Source organism: Shewanella avicenniae (assembly GCF_017354945.1).
Classification (GTDB): Bacteria; Pseudomonadota; Gammaproteobacteria; order Enterobacterales; family Shewanellaceae; genus Shewanella; species Shewanella avicenniae.
The window spans coordinates 1898634-1921169 of record NZ_CP071503.1 but is presented as its reverse complement, the minus strand read 5'-3'; the positions used below and the strand labels follow the sequence as shown (position 1 = coordinate 1921169).

At 47.1% G+C, this 22536-nt stretch carries 17 protein-coding genes; 8 read left to right on the top strand and 9 right to left on the bottom strand.

Features of this window, described 5'->3' with window-relative positions; all coding sequences use genetic code 11:
* Window positions 1–11 precede the first annotated feature (11 nt).
* From lapB to aroA, 6 genes are all read right to left on the bottom strand, one after another.
* Window positions 12–1172, bottom strand: a complete 1161-nt coding sequence (lapB, locus tag JYB87_RS08520) for a lipopolysaccharide assembly protein LapB (protein WP_207356417.1) — start codon at window positions 1170–1172, stop codon at window positions 12–14.
* A gap of 1 nt (window position 1173) precedes the next feature.
* Window positions 1174–1446 carry a LapA family protein gene (locus JYB87_RS08515; protein WP_207356416.1) on the bottom strand — a complete coding sequence of 91 codons (273 nt, stop codon included), beginning with the start codon at window positions 1444–1446 and terminating at the stop codon, window positions 1174–1176.
* 123 nt (window positions 1447–1569) lie between these two features.
* On the bottom strand, window positions 1570–1857 hold the full coding sequence (ihfB, locus tag JYB87_RS08510; protein WP_207356415.1) for an integration host factor subunit beta: 288 nt from the start codon (window positions 1855–1857) through the stop codon (window positions 1570–1572).
* Between the two features lie 80 nt (window positions 1858–1937).
* Window positions 1938–3605, bottom strand: coding sequence for a 30S ribosomal protein S1 (gene rpsA, locus JYB87_RS08505; protein ID WP_207356414.1), 1668 nt, complete (start codon window positions 3603–3605; stop codon window positions 1938–1940).
* 99 nt (window positions 3606–3704) lie between these two features.
* Window positions 3705–4400 (bottom strand): (d)CMP kinase, encoded by a 696-nt coding sequence (cmk, locus tag JYB87_RS08500; protein WP_207356413.1) that lies wholly within the window; start codon window positions 4398–4400, stop codon window positions 3705–3707.
* Between the two features lie 147 nt (window positions 4401–4547).
* Window positions 4548–5831 carry a 3-phosphoshikimate 1-carboxyvinyltransferase gene (gene aroA, locus JYB87_RS08495; protein WP_207356412.1) on the bottom strand — a complete coding sequence of 428 codons (1284 nt, stop codon included), beginning with the start codon at window positions 5829–5831 and terminating at the stop codon, window positions 4548–4550.
* Window positions 5832–6215: 384 nt separating this feature from the next.
* Here aroA and JYB87_RS08490 point away from each other — a divergent pair, with 384 nt between their 5' ends.
* Window positions 6216–7406, top strand: a complete 1191-nt coding sequence (locus JYB87_RS08490; RefSeq protein ID WP_207356411.1) for an amino acid aminotransferase — start codon at window positions 6216–6218, stop codon at window positions 7404–7406.
* 137 nt (window positions 7407–7543) lie between these two features.
* On the opposite strand, the gene serC is transcribed toward JYB87_RS08490, so the two are convergent.
* Together serC and gyrA are read right to left on the bottom strand one after the other, a co-directional pair.
* Window positions 7544–8635, bottom strand: coding sequence for a 3-phosphoserine/phosphohydroxythreonine transaminase (gene serC, locus JYB87_RS08485; protein WP_207356410.1), 1092 nt, complete (start codon window positions 8633–8635; stop codon window positions 7544–7546).
* A 79-nt stretch (window positions 8636–8714) separates the two neighbouring features.
* Window positions 8715–11408, bottom strand: coding sequence for a DNA topoisomerase (ATP-hydrolyzing) subunit A (gene gyrA / locus JYB87_RS08480; RefSeq protein ID WP_207356409.1), 2694 nt, complete (start codon window positions 11406–11408; stop codon window positions 8715–8717).
* 323 nt (window positions 11409–11731) lie between these two features.
* Here gyrA and ubiG point away from each other — a divergent pair, with 323 nt between their 5' ends.
* The 5 genes from ubiG to yfaE all read left to right on the top strand — a co-directional run bounded on the left by ubiG (window position 11732) and on the right by yfaE (window position 17306).
* Window positions 11732–12442: a bifunctional 2-polyprenyl-6-hydroxyphenol methylase/3-demethylubiquinol 3-O-methyltransferase UbiG gene (gene ubiG, locus JYB87_RS08475; RefSeq protein ID WP_207356408.1), complete on the top strand. Its 711-nt coding sequence runs from the start codon at window positions 11732–11734 to the stop codon at window positions 12440–12442.
* A 4-nt stretch (window positions 12443–12446) separates the two neighbouring features.
* On the top strand, window positions 12447–13115 hold the full coding sequence (locus JYB87_RS08470; protein ID WP_207356407.1) for an HAD family hydrolase: 669 nt from the start codon (window positions 12447–12449) through the stop codon (window positions 13113–13115).
* Window positions 13116–13526: 411 nt separating this feature from the next.
* A complete protein-coding gene (nrdA, locus tag JYB87_RS08465; protein WP_207356406.1) occupies window positions 13527–15815 on the top strand; it encodes a class 1a ribonucleoside-diphosphate reductase subunit alpha in 2289 nt (762 codons plus the stop codon).
* 50 nt (window positions 15816–15865) lie between these two features.
* Complete coding sequence (gene nrdB / locus JYB87_RS08460; protein WP_207356405.1) at window positions 15866–16996, top strand: class Ia ribonucleoside-diphosphate reductase subunit beta; 1131 nt, start codon at window positions 15866–15868, stop codon at window positions 16994–16996.
* Entirely contained in the window at window positions 16965–17306 is a 342-nt protein-coding gene (yfaE, locus tag JYB87_RS08455; RefSeq protein WP_407695837.1) for a class I ribonucleotide reductase maintenance protein YfaE, read from the top strand. The genes nrdB and yfaE overlap by 32 nt, the downstream gene beginning before the upstream one ends.
* A gap of 29 nt (window positions 17307–17335) precedes the next feature.
* Here yfaE and JYB87_RS08450 read toward each other — a convergent pair whose 3' ends face one another.
* A complete protein-coding gene (locus tag JYB87_RS08450; RefSeq protein ID WP_207356403.1) occupies window positions 17336–19357 on the bottom strand; it encodes an NADPH-dependent 2,4-dienoyl-CoA reductase in 2022 nt (673 codons plus the stop codon).
* Between the two features lie 188 nt (window positions 19358–19545).
* Here JYB87_RS08450 and sppA point away from each other — a divergent pair, with 188 nt between their 5' ends.
* Together sppA and ansA are read left to right on the top strand one after the other, a co-directional pair.
* Window positions 19546–21399, top strand: coding sequence for a signal peptide peptidase SppA (gene sppA, locus JYB87_RS08445; RefSeq protein ID WP_207356402.1), 1854 nt, complete (start codon window positions 19546–19548; stop codon window positions 21397–21399).
* Between the two features lie 89 nt (window positions 21400–21488).
* The gene (gene ansA, locus JYB87_RS08440; protein WP_207356401.1) at window positions 21489–22502 is read left to right on the top strand and encodes an asparaginase; all 1014 of its coding nucleotides are present in this window, start codon (window positions 21489–21491) and stop codon (window positions 22500–22502) included.
* The last annotated feature ends 34 nt before the right edge of the window (window positions 22503–22536 follow it).

The window sequence follows — 22536 nt, the reverse complement described above, 5'->3', positions numbered from 1 at the left end:
ATAAAAGACGGCTATTCGCCGTCCAGTCCTCTAATATGTTGAATACTGCCCCAGCTTTTACACGAAGGACAATGCCAATATAGGGTGTGTGACGGAAAGCCACACTCACAGCAACGGTACACGGGCCGAGAGCGGATCTGCTGCTCTACCAGCTTTTCCAGCATGGCTAAGCTTTCTTTCGCTTGCCCCTCTTCAGCTTGCGCCAATTGCATTTTCATCAAAAATTGAAAGCCACGCATGGTGGGATGACGATAGAGATTATCCAAAATCAGCGATTCGGCCGCTTTTAACTCACCATCATCAACCAGCAACTTGGCGAGGGCGATAATCACTGACGCGCCAGCGCCCTTTTCTACCGCAAGCGCCAATCGTCGTTTTAACCCCGCACGGTCACGTGTCATGTCAGCTAATTCAACGGCTGACGTCAGCGCGTCAACCACGAGGCTCGGTGCCTTATCAATTAGTTGGTCTAAGGCTTCACCAGCAAGATGCGCTTGGTGCTGTGCCAAATACAGCCTGATCAATTTTAGCAGCGCTCGACCACAGCAAGGGTCTTGCTTGTTGGCAATTTTCAGTAGGGAAATCTGCTCATCTACGTTGCGGCTTTCATCAGCTAACTGACAATAAAAATGCGCAAGCACCGATTTGAGCGTCTGTTGCCGCTTACGCGGTAATTTTTTAATGATATTGATGGCTTTTTGCCATTCTTTGGTCATCTGATAGATGGAAATCAACTGACTTTCAGCCTCTTCAGAGTGATCGTCAAGTTGAATAAGATTCAGAAAAATTTCCTCTGCACGGTCATAAAAACCAGCAGCAAGAAAATCTTTACCTAACTCCATCATGGCCAAATCACGTTGTTCATTTAACAACGATGGTCGCGCGATTAAATTCTGGTGAATGCGAATGGCGCGGTCTACTTCGCCGCGTTTACGAAATAAGGAACCGAGCGACAGGTGGGTATCAATGGTTTCGTCATCAACGTCTAACATGCTGATAAACATATCGACGGCTTTGTCTGACTCATTGGACAACAGAAAATTAAGCCCGGCAAAGTAGTCACGACTAAGTTGCTTTTGCTGCGACGTCTGTTTTTGCCGAAGATTACGCCGCCCCATGTACCAACCATAGGCCACCGCAACAGGCAACAACAGAAAGAACAGCTCTAACATATTAGCTGTCGCTCTCCTGTTGAGCAGCTTCCAATGTCATTAATCTGCGTCGAGCACGTTTCAATGAAATTTTGAGTCTGAGGATATAGAAAAAGGCCACAAGCCAACAACAAACAAACCCAGCAAAAAAGACAACGGCCAGAACCAAAGGTAAACGATATTCCCCCTCAACCACAAAATAGTTGATGGTAACCAGTTGCTCATTTCGAGCGCCGAAAATCAACGCAATAATAAATAGTAGAGCGACGAGGACAGTGACAAAAAACGATTTCACTTTCAGCTCCTATATCCATGTTCAATGTACTGATTATCCAGTAATTTGGCGACTGCTACCAGTGTTCGATTGTTGGGGATATAAAAAAAGCCCCCAATAGGAGGCTTTTTATACGCAACGAGCTTAGCTAATAGTAGCGTCCACTCTTTCTCGTAATTCTTTACCTGGCTTAAAATGTGGTACGTATTTACCATCCAATTCAACAGAAGAGCCTGTTTTTGGATTACGACCAACACGAGGTGCACGATAATGCAGAGAGAAACTACCAAAACCACGGATCTCAATACGATCACCGATTTCTAATGTCTTCGCCATTTGCTCCAACATCTCTTTTACGGCACTTTCAACATCTTTTGCTGATAACAGTGACTGCGTCTCAGCAAGCTTTTCGATAAGTTCGGATTTTGTCATCCTAATCACCCCTATTGTTAAGCCAAACAAATTTAGCCATTGATATGGAAGGTGCATCTTGCACCTTCCTCACGGCAAGCTTACTTACGAGCCGCTTTGAACGCTTCTGCCATTGCGTTACCGATAACAGCTTCTTCCTGTTTGTTCAGGTTAGCCATTACTTCTTTCTCTTCTGCTTCGTCTTTAGCACGGATAGACAGAGAAACGTTACGGTTCTTACGGTCAACGCCCATGAACTTAGCTTCGATAGCATCACCAACGTTGAACTCAGTAGAAGCGTCTTCTACGTGTTCACGGCTGATGTCAGCAACACGGATGTAACCTTCAACAGCGTCAGCCAGTTCAACAGTAACACCTTTAGCGTCAACTGCAGTAACAGTACCTGTTACAATAGAACCTTTCTTCTTGTCTGCCAAGTAAGCATTGAATGGATCGTCTTCAGTTTGCTTAACGCCCAGGCTGATACGCTCACGTTCTGGATCAACTGACAGTACAACTGCAGTGATTTCATCACCTTTCTTGTATTCGCCAACAGCTTCTTCGCCAGCAGCATTCCAAGAGATGTCAGACAGGTGAACCAGACCATCGATACCGCCGTCAAGACCGATGAAGATACCGAAGTCAGTGATTGACTTGATCTTACCAGTTACTTTGTCGCCTTTAGCGTAACGGTTAGCGAAGTCTTCCCATGGGTTAGTCTTACATTGTTTCAGACCCAGAGAGATACGACGACGTTCTTCGTCGATATCCAGTACCAGAACTTCAACTTCATCGCCCAAGCTAACAACTTTAGATGGGTGGATGTTCTTGTTAGTCCAATCCATTTCAGAAACGTGTACCAGACCTTCAACGCCTTCTTCGATTTCAACGAAGCAACCGTAGTCAGTCAGGTTAGTTACGCGACCAGACAAACGAGTGTTTTCTGGGTAGCGTTTGCTGATTTCCAACCATGGGTCTTCACCCAGTTGTTTCAGACCCAGTGATACGCGAGTACGTTCACGGTCATATTTCAGCACTTTAACTTCGATTTCATCACCAACGTTAACGATTTCTGATGGATGCTTAACGCGTTTCCATGCCATGTCAGTGATGTGCAGCAGGCCGTCAACACCGCCCAGATCTACGAATGCACCGTAGTCGGTCAGGTTCTTAACGATACCTTTAACAGATTGACCTTCCTGCAGGTTTTCCAGCAGAGCATCGCGCTCAGCACTGCTTTCAGATTCAATAACAGCGCGGCGAGAAACCACTACGTTGTTACGTTTCTGATCCAGTTTGATAACCTTGAATTCCAGCTCTTTGTTTTCCAGGTGAGCAGTATCGCGCACAGGGCGAACGTCAACCAGAGAACCAGGCAAGAATGCACGGATACCGTTCAACTCAACAGTGAAACCGCCTTTAACTTTGCCGTTGATAACGCCGATAACAGTTTCGTTATCTTCGTAAGCTTTTTCGAGAACGATCCAAGCTTCGTGACGTTTCGCTTTTTCACGAGACAGTTGAGTCTCACCGAAACCGTCTTCAACGCTATCCAGCGCTACATCAACTTCGTCGCCTACAGCAATTTCCAATTCGCCTTGAGCGTTTTTGAATTGTTCTGCAGGGATTGGGCTTTCAGATTTCAGACCAGCGTCAACCAGCACTACACCGTTTTCGATAGCAACTACAGTACCACGAACGATAGAACCTGGGCGGAATTCCAGTTGTTGAAGGGATTGTTCAAACAGATCAGCAAAAGATTCAGTCATGTTTAATTAACTTAATTTAAAAAGCCATGTTGCATCCTGAACATGGGGTTATGTCAATAATTCACCAAATCCATATGGTGAATACCAAAACCACAGCTGTTAAACAGCTGCAGCAGATAATTTGTCTTGAATGTATTTCAGCGCTTGCGCAAATACATCTTCAATCGCGAGACCCGTGGTGTCGATGAACAAAGCATCATCAGCGGGAACAAGTGGCGCTACTGCACGGTTCATGTCCCTGAAATCACGGTCTTTAATCTCGGTTAAAAGGGTGCCGATATTAACATCAAAGCCCTTCTCTCGCAACTGATTATAGCGCCGTTGCGCGCGTTCTTCCGCTGATGCAGTTAAAAATAATTTAGCTGGCGCATTAGGGAATACGATGGTGCCCATGTCGCGACCATCAGCGATCAAACCTGGCTCAACTTTGAATGCGCGTTGGCGACGCAAAAGTGCTTCACGAACTCGGGGAAAGACCGCAACCCGAGAAGCAGCATCCGAACACTCCTGTGAGCGAATACTTTGGGTAACATCTTCACCTTCAAGCACAATTTTTGAAGATTCTTGCTCTGAGGCAGCGAAAAACTGGACGTCTAAATGAGACGCCAATAGGGTGATCGCTTCTTCGTTGTCGAGTTCAACATTATGGTGAATGGCAGCAAGAGCAAGTACTCGATAGATCGCACCACTATCCAGAAACTTCCAACCTAAATGGCTGGCAAGTAGCTGACTAATCGTTCCCTTCCCTGCACCGCTAGGACCATCAATGGTGACGACAGGCGCCCGATCAGACATATATTCCTCCAAGTAATAGTCTTTCGAAAGGAAAGCTTAAAAGCCGTCCTCGAAAATGAGCGGACGATATTATATATCAATATCGTCCTCGAAGTCGGCGATTTTTAGCAAACATGTGACTAAATGCCGAAGGCTTCGGCACTTTGATCAATGGCAAGCAAGCAATTGGAACTGCGCAAAGTAATCAGGGAATGTCTTTGAGGTACAATCCGGGTCATTAATGGTGACACCCGCATCACTAAACGCCACCAACGAGAAACACATTGCCATACGGTGATCATTATAGGTATCGATCTCGGCATGCTTGATCTTCGCAGCAGGCGTGATCTGGATAAAATCTTCCCCTTCTACCACTGTTGCACCGACTTTTCGTAATTCTGTCGCCATCGCCGCTAGGCGATCGGTTTCTTTAATACGCCAGTTATAGATATTGGTGAGCTTAGTCTCGCCTTCTGCAAATAATGCAGCGGTTGCAATCGTCATGGCAGCATCAGGAATATGATTCATATCCATATCAATGCCATGCAATTTACTGCCTCGGGCAATGATGTAGTCATCACCCCATTCAATATCTGCGCCCATCGCCGCAAGCGCATCAGCAAACTTCACATCGCCTTGAATGCTCTGCTTGCCAACACCTGTCACCTTAATTTCACCACCGGCAATCGCACCCGCGGCAAGAAAATAAGACGCTGATGACGCATCACCTTCAACCAGCAAGGCGCCGGGAGCGATGTATTGTTGATTCCCTTTCACAAGGAAACGTTGATATTGCTGATTGTCGACATTGACACCAAATTTAGCCATCAGTGCCAAGGTGATGTCGATGTAAGGTTTTGAAACCAGTTCTCCCACCACCTCAATTTCAACATCACCTTTGGCCAAGGGGGCAACCATCAATAATGCGGTGAGGAACTGGCTGGATAACGCACCAGATATCTTGACCGTTCCGCCAGAAAGCCCTGAACCCAAAATATTTACAGGAGGATAACCTTCGTTCTTAAGATATTGAATGTTAGCTCCCAGTTGCGCAATTGCATCCACTAAATCCTTGATTGGACGCTCTTCCATACGCGGTTCACCGGTAAGCTCAAAATCGCCACTGCCAAGGGTTAATGCGGCGCACAGAGGGCGCATTGCTGTGCCAGCATTACCTAAAAACATAGACAAGGGTTGTGACTTATTAAATGGCCCCGCATTACCTTCAACGGTGCAGGTGCGCTTGTCTGCTGAAAGTTGGTACTTAACCCCTAACTGCCGCAGCGCATTTAACATATGCCGGATGTCGTCGGAATCGAGCAAATTAGTGAGCGTGGTTTTACCTTTTGCTAAGGCTGCTAACAATAAGGCTCGGTTTGAGATGCTTTTAGAGCCGGGAATATTTACTTCACCGTTAAAACGATAGACTTTATTCAGGTGTAACTGTTTCATAATATTTAGCTATTTCTAGTTTTGATATAAGTTGCTTGATAAACCTACGGCGTCGTTTTTCGCGCTTATGTAGGTCGATGTAACTGAGCTGAGGATCTTAACGCTCTCCGATATCGGCACCTGATTTACGTCTTCGTATGGTTAAAGTAACCCAATGACGCCTTAATTCAACGATTTTTTGTAATAGCCAAGCATTACAGCACAAAAAATAAGCAATAAATGCTTTTTCGACAATCCGTCAACAGAAATGTACAAAGATGAAGGATTTCGTTCATTTATCTGTACATGTGATAATTTTTCTTTGAAAATAATGCAGATTAACACAGGCGGCTTTAACCGCTATGCTAACAATTCTGTCACACATAACTATAAACGGAAGACTCGATGTTCAATGCATTAAACCCCATGCCAGCGGATCCGATTCTTGGTCTGATGGCACAATTTCGTGAAGATCCTCGTACAGATAAAATCGACTTAGGTGTCGGTGTTTATAAAGACCCTGCAGGCCACACACCTATTCTTGCATGCGTTAAAACTGCAGAACGTATTCGCACTGAAACCGAGACCTCAAAAGTTTATATCAGCCCAGCGGGTAGCCCAGAGTTCAACCGTCTGATCTGCGAACTGGCATTTGGTGCAACACACAGCGCAGTGCTGAGCAATCGTATTCGCAGCGTGTCAACACCAGGTGGTACTGGTTCACTGCGAGTTGCCTCTGATTTCATCAAACGCTGTAATCCTGATGCGACTGTATGGGTAAGCGACCCAACTTGGGCGAACCACATCAGCATTTTTAAAGCAGCTGGTTTAGCCGTCGATAAATACCCTTATTACGACACCGAAAACAATGCGCTGCGTTTTGACGCTATGTTAGACAAGCTTAAAACACTGGGTGCCAATGACGTGGTGTTGTTGCATGCATGCTGCCACAACCCAACCGGTGAAGATTTAACGCCTGATCAGTGGGATCAAGTGGTTGCTGTTGCGCAAGAACGCGGTTTTACACCATTGCTCGATATGGCGTACCAAGGCTTTGGCGAAAACCTAGATCAAGACGCCTACGGCGTACGTAACATGGCTGACGCTGTTGATGCGATGATCTTATGTGCCTCTTGTTCAAAGAACTTTGGCTTATACCGTGAGCGTATTGGTGCTTGCGCCGTTATTGCCAAAGATAGCGACAAAGCCGCGATTGCCCAGTCAGTCATGCTGCACGTTGTTCGTAGTAACTACTCAATGCCGCCAGCTCACGGTGCGGCCTTAGTTGAAACGATTCTGGCATCTACTGAATTAACAGCTCAATGGCATGAAGAGCTGCAAGTGATGCGTGATCGCATCAACGGTAATCGCGCCATGCTGGTTGAACGTATCAAAGCGCAAGGCGTTACCCGTGACTTTAGCTTTATCGCTCGCCAAAAAGGGATGTTCTCTTTCCTCGGAATTACCCCAGAGCAAGTTGCGCTGCTGAAACATGAACACGGTATCTACATGGTAGATTCTAGCCGTATGAGTATCGCCGGTATCACCGAAGCCAACGTTGATTACTTAGCCGCAGCTATCGCCAAGGTGTTGTGATTTGCCCATAGCAACTGATGAACGCTTGCCTGAGTGGCTGTTCATCAGGTCAGTAGTAACATTTTAGTGTTGGCCACAGCATAAAAAAGCGGATGATTAAATCATCCGCTTTTTGTTTATCTTTAATGCATCATCACTTAGCTATTTTTGGCAGCAAACGCCGTCATAAATTCAACCAGTTTTTGAACGCCTTCAAGTGGCATGGCGTTGTAGATACTCGCACGCATACCGCCCACAATCCGATGGCCTTTTAAGGCAACTAAACCTTGTGCTTCGGCTTCTTTAAGAAACGCTTTATCGAGTGATTCGTCAGCCAACTGGAAGGTCACATTCATACGCGAACGGTTTTCAGTCGCCACACCGTTTTTATAGAATGGCAAGCTGTCGATGCAGTGATACAACAATTCCGCTTTGGCGATATTGGTTTTCTCCATCGCTGCGACACCGCCAGCATTGAGCAACCATTTGAACACTTCAGCCGCTAGATACCATGCAAAGGTAGGTGGTGTATTGAACATTGAATCTTTTGCAGCAGCGATGCGGTAATCCATAATCGATGACGGATGTACCACTGGCAGCGCTAACATATCTTCACGTACAATCACCAGCGTCAAACCTGATGGACCAATATTCTTCTGCGCGCCAGCGTAGATAACCGCAAATTTACTCACGTCGATTTCGCGCGACATAATGGTTGACGACATGTCCGCCACAATCGGCCAGCTACTGTCGAGCGTGTCAAAGATTTCAATGCCATCAACCGTTTCATTCGGACAATAATGCACATAGCGATACTGGCCAGCGTCACCCTGTAAGCTTGGCAACACCACATTATTCAAACCATCCACTTTTTCGACAATGTTTAATGTATCGATAGCATCTTCGCCCACCAAACGTACCGCTTCTTCCGCCGCGGAGGTCGACCATTGGCCCGATAGCAAATAGAGTGCGCGACCATTATCACCGAGAAAGTTATTCACTACTGCTGCGAACTGACCGCGACCACCGCCATGCATAAACAGCACTTTGTAGTTATCAGGAATGTTCATTAAGGCACGAAGATCTTTTTCTGACTGGGTCGCCAGTTCAATGAAAGGTGCACCGCGATGGCTCACTTCCATCACTGAAACGCCTAAGCCTTGCCAATCCAATAATTCTTGCTGCGCTTTAGCTAAAACGGGAGCTGGCAACATGGCTGGCCCGGCACAAAAGTTGTACACCGTACTCACTGATCTTCTCCTTGGAAATATATAAGGCACAAATAAAACGAGCGTCTCATCGGACGCTCGTTACTACTGCTAAGAATGGTTACTCTTCGGCATCATCCTGCGGCGCATCTGGCGTAGTAGCTGAGGTTTCATCTTCCACTACTTCCGAATCGATATCATCGCCGTTAGATTGAATTTCGTCAATGCGCTGCAGTCCGACCACTCGTTCATCATCTGCGGTACGGATGATGGTCACACCTTGGGTGTTACGACCAATCAGCGACACACCAGACACAGGAGTACGAACCAAAGTACCTTTGTCACTGATCAGCATGATTTCGTCGTTTTCAGCGGCTTGAACTGCGCCAACGACCGGCCCGTTACGATCTGAGACTTTAATAGATACTACACCTTTGGTTGCACGGCTCTTCGATGGATACTCATCGATAGCCGTACGCTTACCGTAACCGTTTTCGGTAACTGTCAGGATTGGATCTTCAGATTTCGGCACAATCAGTGATACAACTTTTTGGCCATCTTCTAATGCAATACCACGAACACCGGTAGCGTTACGTCCCATTGGGCGCACACCTTTGAAGTTCACTTGTACTTCACCGTTTTCATCCAATACTGGATTACCGTCTTCGTCAGTGACAATGGATTCTTCCGCTTCTTTAAAGCGCACCACTTTTCCCGCATCAGAGAACAGCATGATCTCATTGCTGCCGTCGGTAATATCCACACCGATCAACTGGTCACCATCTTTCAGGTTCACGGCAATAATACCGTTGCTACGCGGACGGCTATATTCAGTCAATGCGGTTTTCTTCACGGTGCCGTGTGAGGTCGCCATGATGATGTATTTGCCTTCTTCGTATTCACGTACTGGCAGAATCGCTGTGATACGTTCACCTTCCGACAAAGGTAACAAGTTCACAATTGGCTTACCGCGTGATTGACGACTTGCCAGTGGCAATTCAAATACGCGCATCCAATACAACTTACCAAAGTCTGAGAAACACAAAATGGTGTCGTGAGTGTTAGCCACCAACAGACGTTCGACAAAGTCTTCATCTTTTACTTTGGTTGCAGCTTTACCTTTACCACCACGGCGCTGCGCTTGATAGTCCGTCAGCGGTTGGTATTTTGCATAACCTAAGTGTGACAGTGTCACGACCACGTCTTCTTCAGTGATCAAATCTTCGAGATTTATATCCGCTGATGATGCAGTGATTTCTGTGCGACGTTCATCGCCAAAATCAGCCAACACTTGGTCAAGTTCTTCTTTGATCACTTCCATCAAGCGTGCTGGGCTACGCAGGATATGTAATAAACCAGCAATGATATCCAGAAGATCAACATATTCTTGCAGGATTTTTTCGTGTTCTAGACCGGTCAGCTTGTTCAAGCGCAGATCAAGAATTGCTTGTGCTTGTTGTTCGGTCAGATAGTAGAGACCGTCACGAATGCCATACTCTGGTTCAAGCCATTCTGGACGAGCTGCATCATCACCAGCTTTTTCAAGCATTTCGCGAACGTTACCGAGTTCCCAACCTTGTGCCATCAGGCCAGTTTTGGCGTCTGCTGGACTCGCAGATGCTTTAATCAACTCAATGATTGGATCGATGTTAGACAACGCAACAGCCAGTGCTTCCAATATATGGGCACGGTCACGTGCTTTGCGCAATTCGAAAACGGTACGACGGGTAACCACTTCGCGGCGATGCAGAATAAAAGCTTCCAGCATCTCTTTCAGGTTGAATAGCTTAGGTTGGCCATTTGCCAACGCCACCATGTTGATACCGAAAGAACATTGCATCTGGGTTTGGGCATACAGGTTGTTCAACACAACTTCTGCAACTTCACCGCGCTTAATTTCGATAACGATGCGCATACCGTCTTTGTCAGACTCATCGCGCAGGCCGCTAATACCTTCGATACGTTTATCTTTAACCAGCTCTGCAATCTTCTCAATCAAGCGTGCTTTGTTCACTTGATATGGGATTTCGGTGACGATAATACGCTCACGGCCGTTATGTTCATCGGTTTCAAATGAAGCGCGCGCGCGCATGATCACCTTGCCGCGACCAGTGCGGTAGGCGTCTTCAATACCTTTACGGCCATTGATAATTGCAGCGGTTGGGAAATCTGGGCCCGGAATATATTCAATCAACTGCTCAATCGACAGTTCAGGCTCTTCAATCAACGCCAAACAACCTTTGATCACTTCGGTGATGTTGTGTGGCGGAATGTTGGTTGCCATACCAACAGCGATACCCGATGAACCGTTAATCAGCAGGTTAGGTACACGCGTTGGCAGTACTTCAGGGATCATTTCTGTACCGTCGTAGTTCGGCACATAATCCACAGTTTCTTTATCTAAGTCAGCCAGCAGTTGGTGTGCCAGCTTTTCCATGCGGATTTCGGTATAACGCATTGCCGCTGCCGCGTCACCATCGATAGAACCGAAGTTACCTTGACCATCAACCAGGGTGTAACGCAACGAGAACGGCTGCGCCATACGCACGATGGTGTCATATACCGCGCTATCGCCGTGCGGGTGGTATTTACCGATTACGTCGCCGACAACACGGGCCGATTTCTTATAAGGTTTATTCCAGTCGTTTTTCAGCTCGTTCATCGCAAATAAGACGCGACGGTGAACTGGTTTGAGACCGTCCCTAACATCTGGCAGGGCCCGTCCAACGATTACGCTCATCGCATAGTCGAGGTAGGAATTTTTGAGTTCGTCTTCAATATTTATTGGTGAAATTGATGAAGCCTGGTCAGTCATAAACTGCTCGATCCCCTTGTATTAGCTGACAACTATTATTAAGTCCATGTCATTGCCGAGCCTGAAAAACGTAATTTGGTATTCTACCACATAACTGCGGGCTGGTAAGCTTTGTTTCCCGTTGCGTGAATGAAAACGCTCAGGTTCGTTGATTTAATGAACAACCGGTAATTCAAAATGTTACCTAGCATCATTGTTGCAGGCTTTCAATTAGCGACAAGTGATTAATGGCACAAAGCAATGTCACTAATTTCGCTGGTAATTAATCAGACAGATAAGGTTATAATGCCCACATTATTTGTCGACAGGAATCGAGTGAATACATGTCTCAAAACGCCAATGTTGATCCGCAGGAAATTGCAAAGTTTGAAAAAATGGCGGCCGGTTGGTGGGATCCGCACGGTGAATTTAAGCCTCTGCACGAACTAAACCCACTTCGCCTAAACTATATCGACCTAAAAGCAGGCGGTATTTTTGATAAGAAGGTGTTAGATGTCGGCTGTGGTGGCGGAATCCTTGCTGAAAGCATGGCGCGCATTGGGGCAAAGGTCACCGGGCTTGATATGGGCCATGAGCCACTCGAAATCGCCCGCTTACACGCGCTCGAAAAAGGCGTGACTATCGACTATTTGCAGCAAACCGCCGAAGAACATGCACAGACGCATCAAGGTGCATACGATGTGGTGACCTGCATGGAGATGCTGGAGCACGTGCCTAACCCGCTTTCGGTTATCCGCGCTTGTTGCGATATGGTAGCCGATGATGGCTGGGTATTTTTCTCGACCATCAACCGCAATCTGATGTCATGGCTACAAACCATTGTCGCGGCTGAATACGTGTTGAAAATGCTGCCAGTGGGTACCCATGAGCACGATAAATATATTCGGCCATCTGAGCTCATCGACATGGTTGAGAAAACCGAACTGCACTGTCGCGATGCGATCGGTATCAAATACAATCCTCTTACTTCAATCTTTTCGTACACCAAAAATCTTGAAGTGAACTACATGATTGCTTGTCAAAAATTAGGATAATACCATGCCTGCGTTACCTCAGATTAACGGTTTACTTTTTGATCTTGATGGTACGCTGGTTGATACAGCGCCAGATCTTATCGAAGCGCTGTATCGCGCCCTGTCGCAGTTTAAACTGCCCTGCCTCGCTGACGAACACTATCTTACCTCTGTCGCTTCTCATGGCTCTTTAGGACTTGTTAAAGCCGCACAACCTGATCTCGATGCCGAGCACACTGAATCCGTACGCTTAGCGCTACTTGAGCATTACCTCAGTGTGAATGGTGATTGCGCCCGTGTATTCGATGGGATCGACCTGTTATTGGATTTTGCCCTGCAGCATCGCATCAAACTCGGCGTGGTTACCAATAAGCCAGCCCGCTTTACTCGGCCATTGCTGACCAAACTTGGGCTGACACCCTTGATGAAATCCATCATCAGCGCAGACAGTACCCTGTATCGCAAGCCCGATATTCAGCCCATGCGACTAGCGGCATCACAACTAGTACTCAATCCGGCGGAAATCGCCTATTTAGGGGATGCTGAACGGGATATTATTGCGGCGCGCAATGTGCAAATGCCGAGTGTATTGGCTGGTTGGGGCTACTTGGCCGAACATGATACGCCTGAGCGTTGGGGCGCAGATCTTACACTCAATTCCCCTACCGATTTATTAGCATTTATTGATCGATAGATAGGCTAACTCAGATTCAGATCGGATCACGATCGTGTTACATCTGCTGCTTATTTTGGCAGTCGAAATTTTTTTGTTTGATTGCGCACTTTTGCGTCATCAACCGCAATCCCCCGTATTGACGGCACTTTATCAATGTGAGAGGGAACAATGGCGTAGATATCCACAAGATATGCGCTTCGTTACCCCTTGCAAATCCCCAATAACCTCATTATCTTGATGTATATCAAACAAAGACACACCATATATAGTGTGTTACCTATAAGCACACACACAAGCAGTAGATTAGTGTTGCGCTGGTAGCGAATAGAGTAAACAGGCAAAAGATAGGCCTGTTGAAGACTTTTGTTTACATCGGAAGTTAGATGGATTCCTCCATCACTATAAGAAAATTGACCAGGGCTAGACTCCATGAATAGCAATATGACAGTGACCAAGCGCAGCGGCGCACGTGAAGTGATCGATCTGGACAAGATCCATCGCGTAATCACCTGGGCGGCTGAAGACCTCTCTAACGTATCAGTTTCTGAAGTTGAACTTCGCTCACATCTGCAGTTTTATGACGGCATCCCAACGGAAGCGATTCACGAAACGATTATCAAAGCAGCTGCTGACCTGATCTCGCCTGAGTCACCAGACTACCAATTTTTAGCGGCGCGCTTGGCCATTTTCCATCTGCGCAAAAAGGCCTTTGGCCAGTTTGAACCACCAAAGCTACGTGACCATGTAACCAAGCTGGTTGAATTAGGCAAATACGACAAACACATCGTCGAAGATTACACGGCTGAAGAATTAGACATTCTTGATAGCTATATCGATCATTGGCGCGATATGACCTTCTCTTACGCCGCAGTGAAGCAGCTTGAAGGCAAATATTTAGTACAAAACCGTGTGACGCATGAAGTCTACGAAAGCGCGCAGTTTCTCTACATTCTGGTAGCGGCATGTTTGTTTGCCCGTTATCCAAAAGAAACCCGCTTGCAGTACGTGCGTGATTTCTACGATGCGGTATCCACGTTTAAGATCTCACTGCCAACGCCAATTATGGCCGGCGTGCGTACGCCAACGCGTCAATTCAGTTCATGTGTATTGATTGAAACTGGCGACAGCTTAGATTCGATTAACGCCACCTCGTCGGCGATTGTGAAGTACGTCAGCCAACGTGCCGGTATCGGCATCAACGCCGGTCGTATTCGTGCGCTCGGTAGCCCAATCCGTGGCGGTGAAGCATTCCACACTGGTTGCATTCCCTTTTATAAGCATTTCCAAACGGCGGTTAAGTCCTGCTCGCAAGGTGGTGTTCGTGGCGGCGCAGCAACCCTGTTCTACCCACTGTGGCACTTAGAAGTTGAATCACTGCTGGTTTTGAAAAACAACCGTGGTGTCGACGACAACCGTATCCGCCATTTGGACTACGGCGTACAGATCAACAAGCTGATGTATCAACGTTTGATCAAAGGCGAAAACATCACTTTGTTTAGCCCATCAGACGTGCCAGGTCTTTACGATGCATTCTTTGCTGACCAAGCAGAATTTGAGCGTTTGTACACCCAATACGAACAAAACCCAAGCATTCGCAAACGCTCGCTGCGCGCGGTCGAGCTGTTCTCGTTGATGATGCAAGAACGTGCCTCTACTGGCCGTATCTACATTCAAAACGTGGACCACTGCAACACCCATAGCCCGTTTGACCCACAAGTGGCGCCAGTACGTCAATCCAACCTGTGTTTGGAAATCGCACTGCCAACTAAACCACTGAACGACGTGAACGATCCAAACGGTGAGATTGCGCTGTGTACGCTATCAGCTCTCAACTTAGGCGCAATTTCTGAATTGAATGAAATTGAAGGCTTAGCTGATTTGGCCGTACGCGCGCTCGATAATCTGCTGGATTATCAAGATTACCCAATTCCAGCGGCACACACTGCGTCGATGAATCGCCGTACTTTGGGTATTGGCGTGATCAACTTTGCTAACTATTTGGCGAAGCATGGCGTGAAATATTCTGATGGCAGCGGTAATAACCTGACCCATAAAACCTTTGAAGCAATTCAGTACTACCTACTGAAGGCGTCAATGAAACTGGCAAAAGAGCAAGGTGCTTGCCCACTGTTCAATGAAACCACCTATGCCAAAGGCATTTTGCCAATCGATACCTACAAGCGTGATTTAGACAAAATCTGTTCTGAACCACTGCATTTAGATTGGGAACAGCTGCGCAATGACATCAAAGAATACGGCTTGCGTAACTCTACCCTGTCAGCGCTAATGCCATCAGAGACCTCATCACAGATCTCTAACGCGACCAACGGCATTGAACCTCCACGCGGTTTAATCAGTGTTAAGGCATCAAAAGATGGCCAACTGAAACAAGTGGTACCAGATTTTGAACAGCTTCGCGAAAACTACGAGCTGTTGTGGCAAATGCCGAGCAATGATGGTTACCTGCAATTAGTAGGTATTATGCAGAAGTTTATCGATCAATCGATCTCTGCTAACACCAACTATGACCCATCTAAATATGACAGTGGCAAAGTACCAATGCAGTTGCTGCTGAAAGATTTGCTAACAGCCTACAAGCTGGGTGTGAAGACGCTGTATTATCATAACACCCGTGACGGTGCCTCTGATAAGCACGACGATTTCGCTGCTGTCGAGAAGGAAGACGATGGCTGCGCTGGCGGTGCATGTAAGATTTAATAAATATTAAACGGGGCCAAATTGGCCCCGACTGTTTGGAAGAATGGATTATGGCTTATTCGATTTTTTGTCAAACGCCGAACGATGCAACCCGTGAACCGATGTTTTTCGGTCAAGCAGTTAACGTTGCACGTTACGACCAACAAAAATATGAAGTGTTTGAAAAGCTGATTGAAAAACAGCTGTCTTTCTTTTGGCGTCCAGAAGAAGTTGATGTTTCACGTGATAAAATTGATTTTGCTTCGCTGCCTGATCATGAAAAGCATATCTTTTTATCTAACTTGAAATATCAAACGTTATTGGACTCGATTCAAGGCCGTTCACCGAATATTGCGTTTTTGCCTTTGGTGTCGCTGCCCGAGTTGGAAACTTGGATTGAAACTTGGTCATTCTCCGAAACCATTCATAGTCGCTCTTATACTCATATCATTCGCAACATTGTGAATGACCCATCAGAAGTGTTTGACGACATCGTGGTGAACCAAGAGATCCTCAAACGCGCGGGTGACATTGCGAATTACTATGATCGTTTGATCAATATGACTCAGTACTACCACCTGCACGGTGAAGGTTCGCTGCAGTTCAATGGTGAAACCGTTAACGTCACCTTGCGTGAGCTGAAAAAGGCACTTTATTTGTGCATGATGTCAGTGAATGCGCTCGAAGCGATTCGTTTCTACGTCAGCTTTGCCTGCTCATTTGCCTTTGCTGAACGCCGTTTGATGGAAGGTAATGCCAAGATCATTCGTTTGATCGCTCGTGATGAAGCACTGCATTTGAACTCAACTCAGCACATCATTAACTTGATGCAAGCGGGTCGCGATGATCCAGAAATGGGCGAAATCGCTAAAGAGTGTCATCAAGAAGCCTATGATATTTTCTATCGTGCGGCAGAGCAGGAAAAAGCCTGGGCCAAGTATCTGTTCAAAGATGGCTCAATGATCGGCTTGAACGAAGCGATTTTATGTCACTACGTTGAGTACATCAGTAATGAACGGATGAAGTCAGTCAATCTGCCAGCGCCCTATCAAGAGCGTAGTAATCCGCTGCCGTGGATGAAAAACTGGTTGGAAAGTGACGCAGTACAAGTAGCTCCGCAAGAAGTTGAAGTATCTTCTTATCTTGTAGGTCAAATTGACGCTGCAGTAGATGAAAATGAGTTCTCCGACTTTGATCTTTAAAAAACGCCCAATCGTTTATCTGCAAGGCGAGCCCCTGCTGCTGTGGAATTGGCAGCAGGAACAACAAACCCTGCTTGAAATCCTTGAAGATAAACAGGTGCGGATCTTCTCTGAGTGCCGCAGTGGTTTTTGCGGTGCTTGCCGCACCAAAATCCGCAGCGGCGCAGTGCAATATGTTATCGAGCCGCTGGCAGAGCTTGCCGCCGATGAATGTCTGCCCTGCTGCTGCATTCCAAGCGAAGATCTTGATTTAGAACTCTCCAGCGAAGGCGCTGAAATGCCGCCGGTATATCAGCACAGCTACGGTTAACCTTGTGGTTAACCGTGTCTATGTAAATGCTATATGGCTGCCGCCAGCAAAGCCGCATCGCGTATTGCGCGTTTTGCATCCAACTCAGCGGCAATCTTCACCCCGCCGATCAGATGGACTGCAATTCCAGCCGCGATTAACTCATCGGCTAACTGACCATTTGATTCCTGCCCAGCGCAGATAACCACAGTATCTACCGGCAACAACTTGGCTTGGCCTTGATGGACAATATGCAGTCCATCATCATCAACCTTTTTATACTCAACCCCCACCAACTGCTTCACATGATGCAATTTCAACATGGCGCGATGAATCCAACCAGTGGTTTTCCCCAATCCTTTCCCAATCGGCGTTGGCTTACGTTGCAGTAGATACAGTTCACGCGGTTCAGAAGGTTGCTCGGTTTCTAACGCATCAACTAAGCCGCCACGATGCTGATACTGGGTATCAATCCCCCAGCGGGCGTACCATTTTTCAGGCACTAAGGTGGCAGAGGTTCGCTCCGCAAGAAAGTGCGCTACATCAACCCCTATGCCACCAGCACCGATAATCGCAACGCTTGAACCCGCCTGCTGTTGGCCACTTAATAACGCTTGGTAACTCATGACCTTGGGATGATTGATTCCCTCAATATCAAGCTGTCTTGGTCGAACACCGGTCGCAATTATGACCTCATCAAAACCACTGGCATCCTTACTGCTAAATTCGCAATTTAACCTCACATCAACGTTATGCTGATCTAATTGCGCGCGGAAATAACGCAGCGTTTCGTTGAACTCCTCTTTACCTGGAATATTTTTGGCAAAGTTAAGCTGGCCACCAATCTCGCCATTGGCTTCAAACAAGGTCACTCGGTGGCCACGCTCAGCGGCATACACCGCAAATGCCAAACCTGCAGGCCCCGCCCCCACCACAGCAAGACTTTTAGCCTTCGTCACCGGCGTAAAGTTTATTTCGGTTTCATAAACCGCTCGCGGGTTTACCAAACAGGTCGCGCGCTGCAGCTTAAAGGTATGATCAAGACAGGCCTGATTACAGCCTATGCAGGTATTTATCAATGCGTCATGCCCAGCAGCGGCCTTATTGACGAATTGCGGATCGGCCAATAACGGCCGCGCCATCGACACCATATCCGCTTGGCCCGACTGCAAAATATGCTCAATAACTTCTGGCATATTTATCCGATTGGTTGCAATGAGCGGAATTGACACTTCACGGCGCAGCTTTTCCGTCACCCAACTAAACGCCGCACGAGGGACGCTGGTCGCAATCGTAGGAATACGCGCCTCATGCCAACCAATGCCAGTATTAATCAAATTGACGCCAGTGGTCTCAAGCGCTTTTGCCAGCGCCACAACTTCAGTCCAATTCGAGCCGTTATCCACTAAATCCAACATCGACAAACGAAAGATAATGATAAATTCAGCACCTACACGGGCGCGAATTGCTGCCACAACATCCAACGCAAATTGGATCCGTTTTTCAAAACTGCCGCCATATTGATCATCGCGCTGATTCGTACGTGTACAGATAAATTGGTTAATGAGATAACCTTCCGAACCCATCACCTCCACACCGTCGTAGCCCGCCTTTTTAGCGAGCGCTGCCGAGCGGGCAAAATCCTTGATCGTGCCTTTAATTTGCCGCAGCGACATGGCTTTCGGGGTAAATGGCGTGATGGGCGACTTAATTGCCGATGGAGCCAAGGAAAATGGATGATAGCCGTAGCGTCCGGCGTGCAGTAGCTGCATACAAATTTTACCGCCAGCTTGGTGAACCGCATCCGTCACAATACGATGTTTGCCCACCTGCCACGGAAAACTTAACTGAGTCGCCCCTGGAGTTAATCGGCCACGAAAATTGGGCGATATGCCACCAGTCACAATTAACCCTACGCCGCCTTCCACTCGCTCGCGATAAAACACCGCCAACTTGTCGAAGCCATGCTTTTCCTCTTCTAAACCGGTGTGCATGGAGCCCATCACCACACGATTTTTAAGCTGGCAAAATCCAAGATCCAACGGCTGCAACATCGCTAATGTTTGGCTCATCACTCACCCATTCAAACAGTTGTTTAAATCTAGCATAGCGGTAAAAAGTCGATCACTCAATGCCACCTAAGGTGTAGTGTTTTAATGTAATTTTCTCAGTGTGACGATAAATTGATTTACAAATGAAATTACCAGACATCAGCGTTTTCAGTTAGCATATCGGTCATTGTAATAAGCTAGGAATCGCTATGTCTGCAAAACCGCTTACCACCAAGAACACGTTGATTTTGATATGGAATGTCATCAACTTTGTTCGCAAGCTGATCTTGAATATCATCTTTTTCCCAATTCTATTTATCGTTGTCGTCGCCGTTATTGCTGCATCTGCAACTGATAAAGAGGTTCAGATTGAAGATGGCTCTGCACTGCTGTTAAACCTTGCAGGCAAAATCGTCGAGCAAAAGACTGAGCTCGCCCCACTTGATGCGGTAATGAATCAAGGGAATGACCGAGATGAAAATGGCGAAATCCTGCTGGCTGAAATCCTCGATACCATTGACAGCGCAGCCCAAGACAGCCGCATTAAGGCATTGGTGATTGACGCTGGGGACATGCAATCTGGTGGTCTCACCAAATTGGAAGCGATTGGCCGCCACATCATTGAATTTAAAAAGAGCGGTAAACCCGTGATTGCAATGGGCGCATTTTACGATCAATACCGCTATCTGTTGGCCAGTTACGCCGACACAATTTACCTCGATAAGCAGGGGCAAACCCTGATTGAGGGCCTAGGTAACTACCCAACTTATTACAAATCAGCGCTAGAAAAGCTTAAGGTTAACACCCACGTATTCCGCGTTGGCACCTACAAATCAGCCGTTGAACCCTACATTCGCGATGATATGTCTGAGGCTGCGAAAGAAGCTAATCGCAAGTGGATGAACGATGTTTGGCAAGTCTTTACAGCGACCGTTGCCCAAAATCGTGGGCTTGAGCCTCGCGATTTTCAACTGCAAGGTGCCGATTACATTACCGCACTTAAAAACAGCCAAGGTGATGCTGCACAGATGGCGCTCAACCTAAAATGGGTTGATAAGCTAGTTACCGAGGAAGAGTTCCGCCAAGAGATGCTGGCCTTGGTGGGAAAAGCCAAAAAAGGTCATAGCTTTAAACATATCGATTATTACGACTATGCCAACCTCGTTGCGCCGACCCCAAGCATTGTGCCAACTGAAGGCATAGGTATTGTGGTGGCCAAAGGGAATATTTTGAATGGCGACCAACCTGCGGGCACCATTGGCGGTCGCAGTACGGCCAACCTCCTTAAAAAAGCCCGTTTTGATGACAAAATTAAAGCCGTGGTGCTTCGGGTTGATAGCCCTGGTGGCAGCGCCTTTGCGTCAGAGCAGATCCGCCAACAAGTGCTGGCGTTGCAAGCCGCAGGTAAACCTGTAGTGGTGAGCATGAGCAGCCTTGCCGCCTCTGGCGGTTATTGGATCTCAGCGTCAGCCGATTACATCTATGCCAATCCAGCCACAATCACCGGCTCTATCGGCATTTTTGGTATGGTGACCACCTTTGAAGATTCACTGGCCGCCTTGGGTATCCACTCTGATGGTGTAGCCACCAGCGATATTGCTGGAGTGTCTGTGACCCGCGCCTTACCTGAATCATTCAAAGCCGCGATTCAGATGCATATCGAGCGAGGCTATCACAACTTTATCTCTATGGTGGCTGAATCGCGCCACATGACCTTAGAGCAAGTCGACAGCATTGCTCAAGGCCGAGTCTGGTCAGGCATCGAGGCGAAGAAGCTCGGTTTGGTGGATGAATTAGGTGATCTTGATGCGGCAATCGGCAAAGCCGCCGAATTAGCCAAATTAACCAGCTATGATTTACGCGTCATTGAAAAAGAGTTGTCACCAGAGCAAAAAATGCTGCAAGCCGTATTAGGTTCAGCGGCAGCGTATCTGCCACAAACCACCATCAAAATGAGCACTACCGAGAAATTAATGCAACAACTCAACAAAGTTGCAGAAGATTTTGCTGCGTTTGATGACCCGAAAAATGTCTATCTATACTGCGAAGCGTGCAGTATTTAATCAGACTCGCCGGATAAGCCCTGAACATTCAGGGCTTTTTTGTGGGCCTTTGTTATAATCCGCAGCATTAGCGGCAACCCCCTACTCACATGAATAAGAAATCGATTTATATTGCCTACACTGGCGGTACCATCGGGATGCAAAAAACTGAAAATGGTTTTGTGCCGGTGGCAGGCTTTCTCACCGAGTGCTTGAATGGTATGCCGGAATTTTTCCGCGCAGAGATGCCTGAGTTTGTGTTACATGAATACTCGCCGCTAATTGACTCTTCTGATATGTCGCCGGCACATTGGCAGCAAATTGCCGATGATATTGCCGCAAACTACGATAAATACGATGGTTTCGTGATTCTGCACGGCACAGATACCATGGCGTTTACAGCCTCAGCCTTGTCATTCATGCTGCAAGATTTGTCCAAACCGGTAATTGTGACGGGGTCTCAGATCCCGTTATCGGAACTACGTTCTGACGGACAAACCAACTTATTAAACGCCTTGTATATCGCGGCCAATTATCCGGTCGCAGAAGTCTGCTTGTTTTTTAATAACAAGCTATTTCGGGGTAATCGCACTTCTAAAGTGCATGCAGAAGGGTTTGATGCATTTGCATCGCCTAACTATCCCTTGTTGCTTGAAGCTGGAATTCAAATCAGGATGAGAGCTGGCAGCTTAGCCTCTGGCGAGATCAAACCGCTGCAAGTGCAGCAACTGACCTCGCAGCCGATTGGCGTGGTGACACTTTATCCAGGGATCTCCAATGAGATCTTTAAGAATATTCTACAACAACCGGTCAAAGCGCTGATCCTGCTAACCTACGGTGTCGGAAATGCGCCACAACAACCGGCATTGCTTAACACCTTAAAAGATGCCCATGACAGTGGCATTGTGTTAGTTAACCTTACCCAATGTATGCAAGGTCGCGTCAATATGGGCGGCTACGCCACGGGTAATGCGCTGGCGCATGCGGGGGTGATCAGTGGCTACGATATGACGATTGAAGCAGCGCTGACTAAACTGCACTATTTGCTGTCGCGTAACTTGTCAGCAGCACAGATAAGAGTAGAAATGCAGCACAATTTAGTTGGCGAGCTTACCCCTAACTAAGCAAAATTTGTCAGTGCGTGATGATCAAAAAAGC

Coding starts and splice junctions, on each gene's coding strand:
- lapB (WP_207356417.1), bottom strand. CDS start 1,172: ATGTTAGAGCTGTTCTTTCTGTTGTTGCCTGTTGCGGTGGCCTATGGT.
- ihfB (WP_207356415.1), bottom strand. CDS start 1,857: ATGACAAAATCCGAACTTATCGAAAAGCTTGCTGAGACGCAGTCACTG.
- rpsA (WP_207356414.1), bottom strand. CDS start 3,605: ATGACTGAATCTTTTGCTGATCTGTTTGAACAATCCCTTCAACAACTG.
- cmk (WP_207356413.1), bottom strand. CDS start 4,400: ATGTCTGATCGGGCGCCTGTCGTCACCATTGATGGTCCTAGCGGTGCA.
- aroA (WP_207356412.1), bottom strand. CDS start 5,831: ATGAAACAGTTACACCTGAATAAAGTCTATCGTTTTAACGGTGAAGTA.
- JYB87_RS08490 (WP_207356411.1), top strand. CDS start 6,216: ATGTTCAATGCATTAAACCCCATGCCAGCGGATCCGATTCTTGGTCTG.
- gyrA (WP_207356409.1), bottom strand. CDS start 11,408: ATGACTGACCAGGCTTCATCAATTTCACCAATAAATATTGAAGACGAA.
- ubiG (WP_207356408.1), top strand. CDS start 11,732: ATGTCTCAAAACGCCAATGTTGATCCGCAGGAAATTGCAAAGTTTGAA.
- JYB87_RS08470 (WP_207356407.1), top strand. CDS start 12,447: ATGCCTGCGTTACCTCAGATTAACGGTTTACTTTTTGATCTTGATGGT.
- nrdA (WP_207356406.1), top strand. CDS start 13,527: ATGAATAGCAATATGACAGTGACCAAGCGCAGCGGCGCACGTGAAGTG.
- nrdB (WP_207356405.1), top strand. CDS start 15,866: ATGGCTTATTCGATTTTTTGTCAAACGCCGAACGATGCAACCCGTGAA.
- yfaE (WP_407695837.1), top strand. CDS start 16,965: ATGAAAATGAGTTCTCCGACTTTGATCTTTAAAAAACGCCCAATCGTT.
- JYB87_RS08450 (WP_207356403.1), bottom strand. CDS start 19,357: ATGAGCCAAACATTAGCGATGTTGCAGCCGTTGGATCTTGGATTTTGC.
- sppA (WP_207356402.1), top strand. CDS start 19,546: ATGTCTGCAAAACCGCTTACCACCAAGAACACGTTGATTTTGATATGG.
- ansA (WP_207356401.1), top strand. CDS start 21,489: ATGAATAAGAAATCGATTTATATTGCCTACACTGGCGGTACCATCGGG.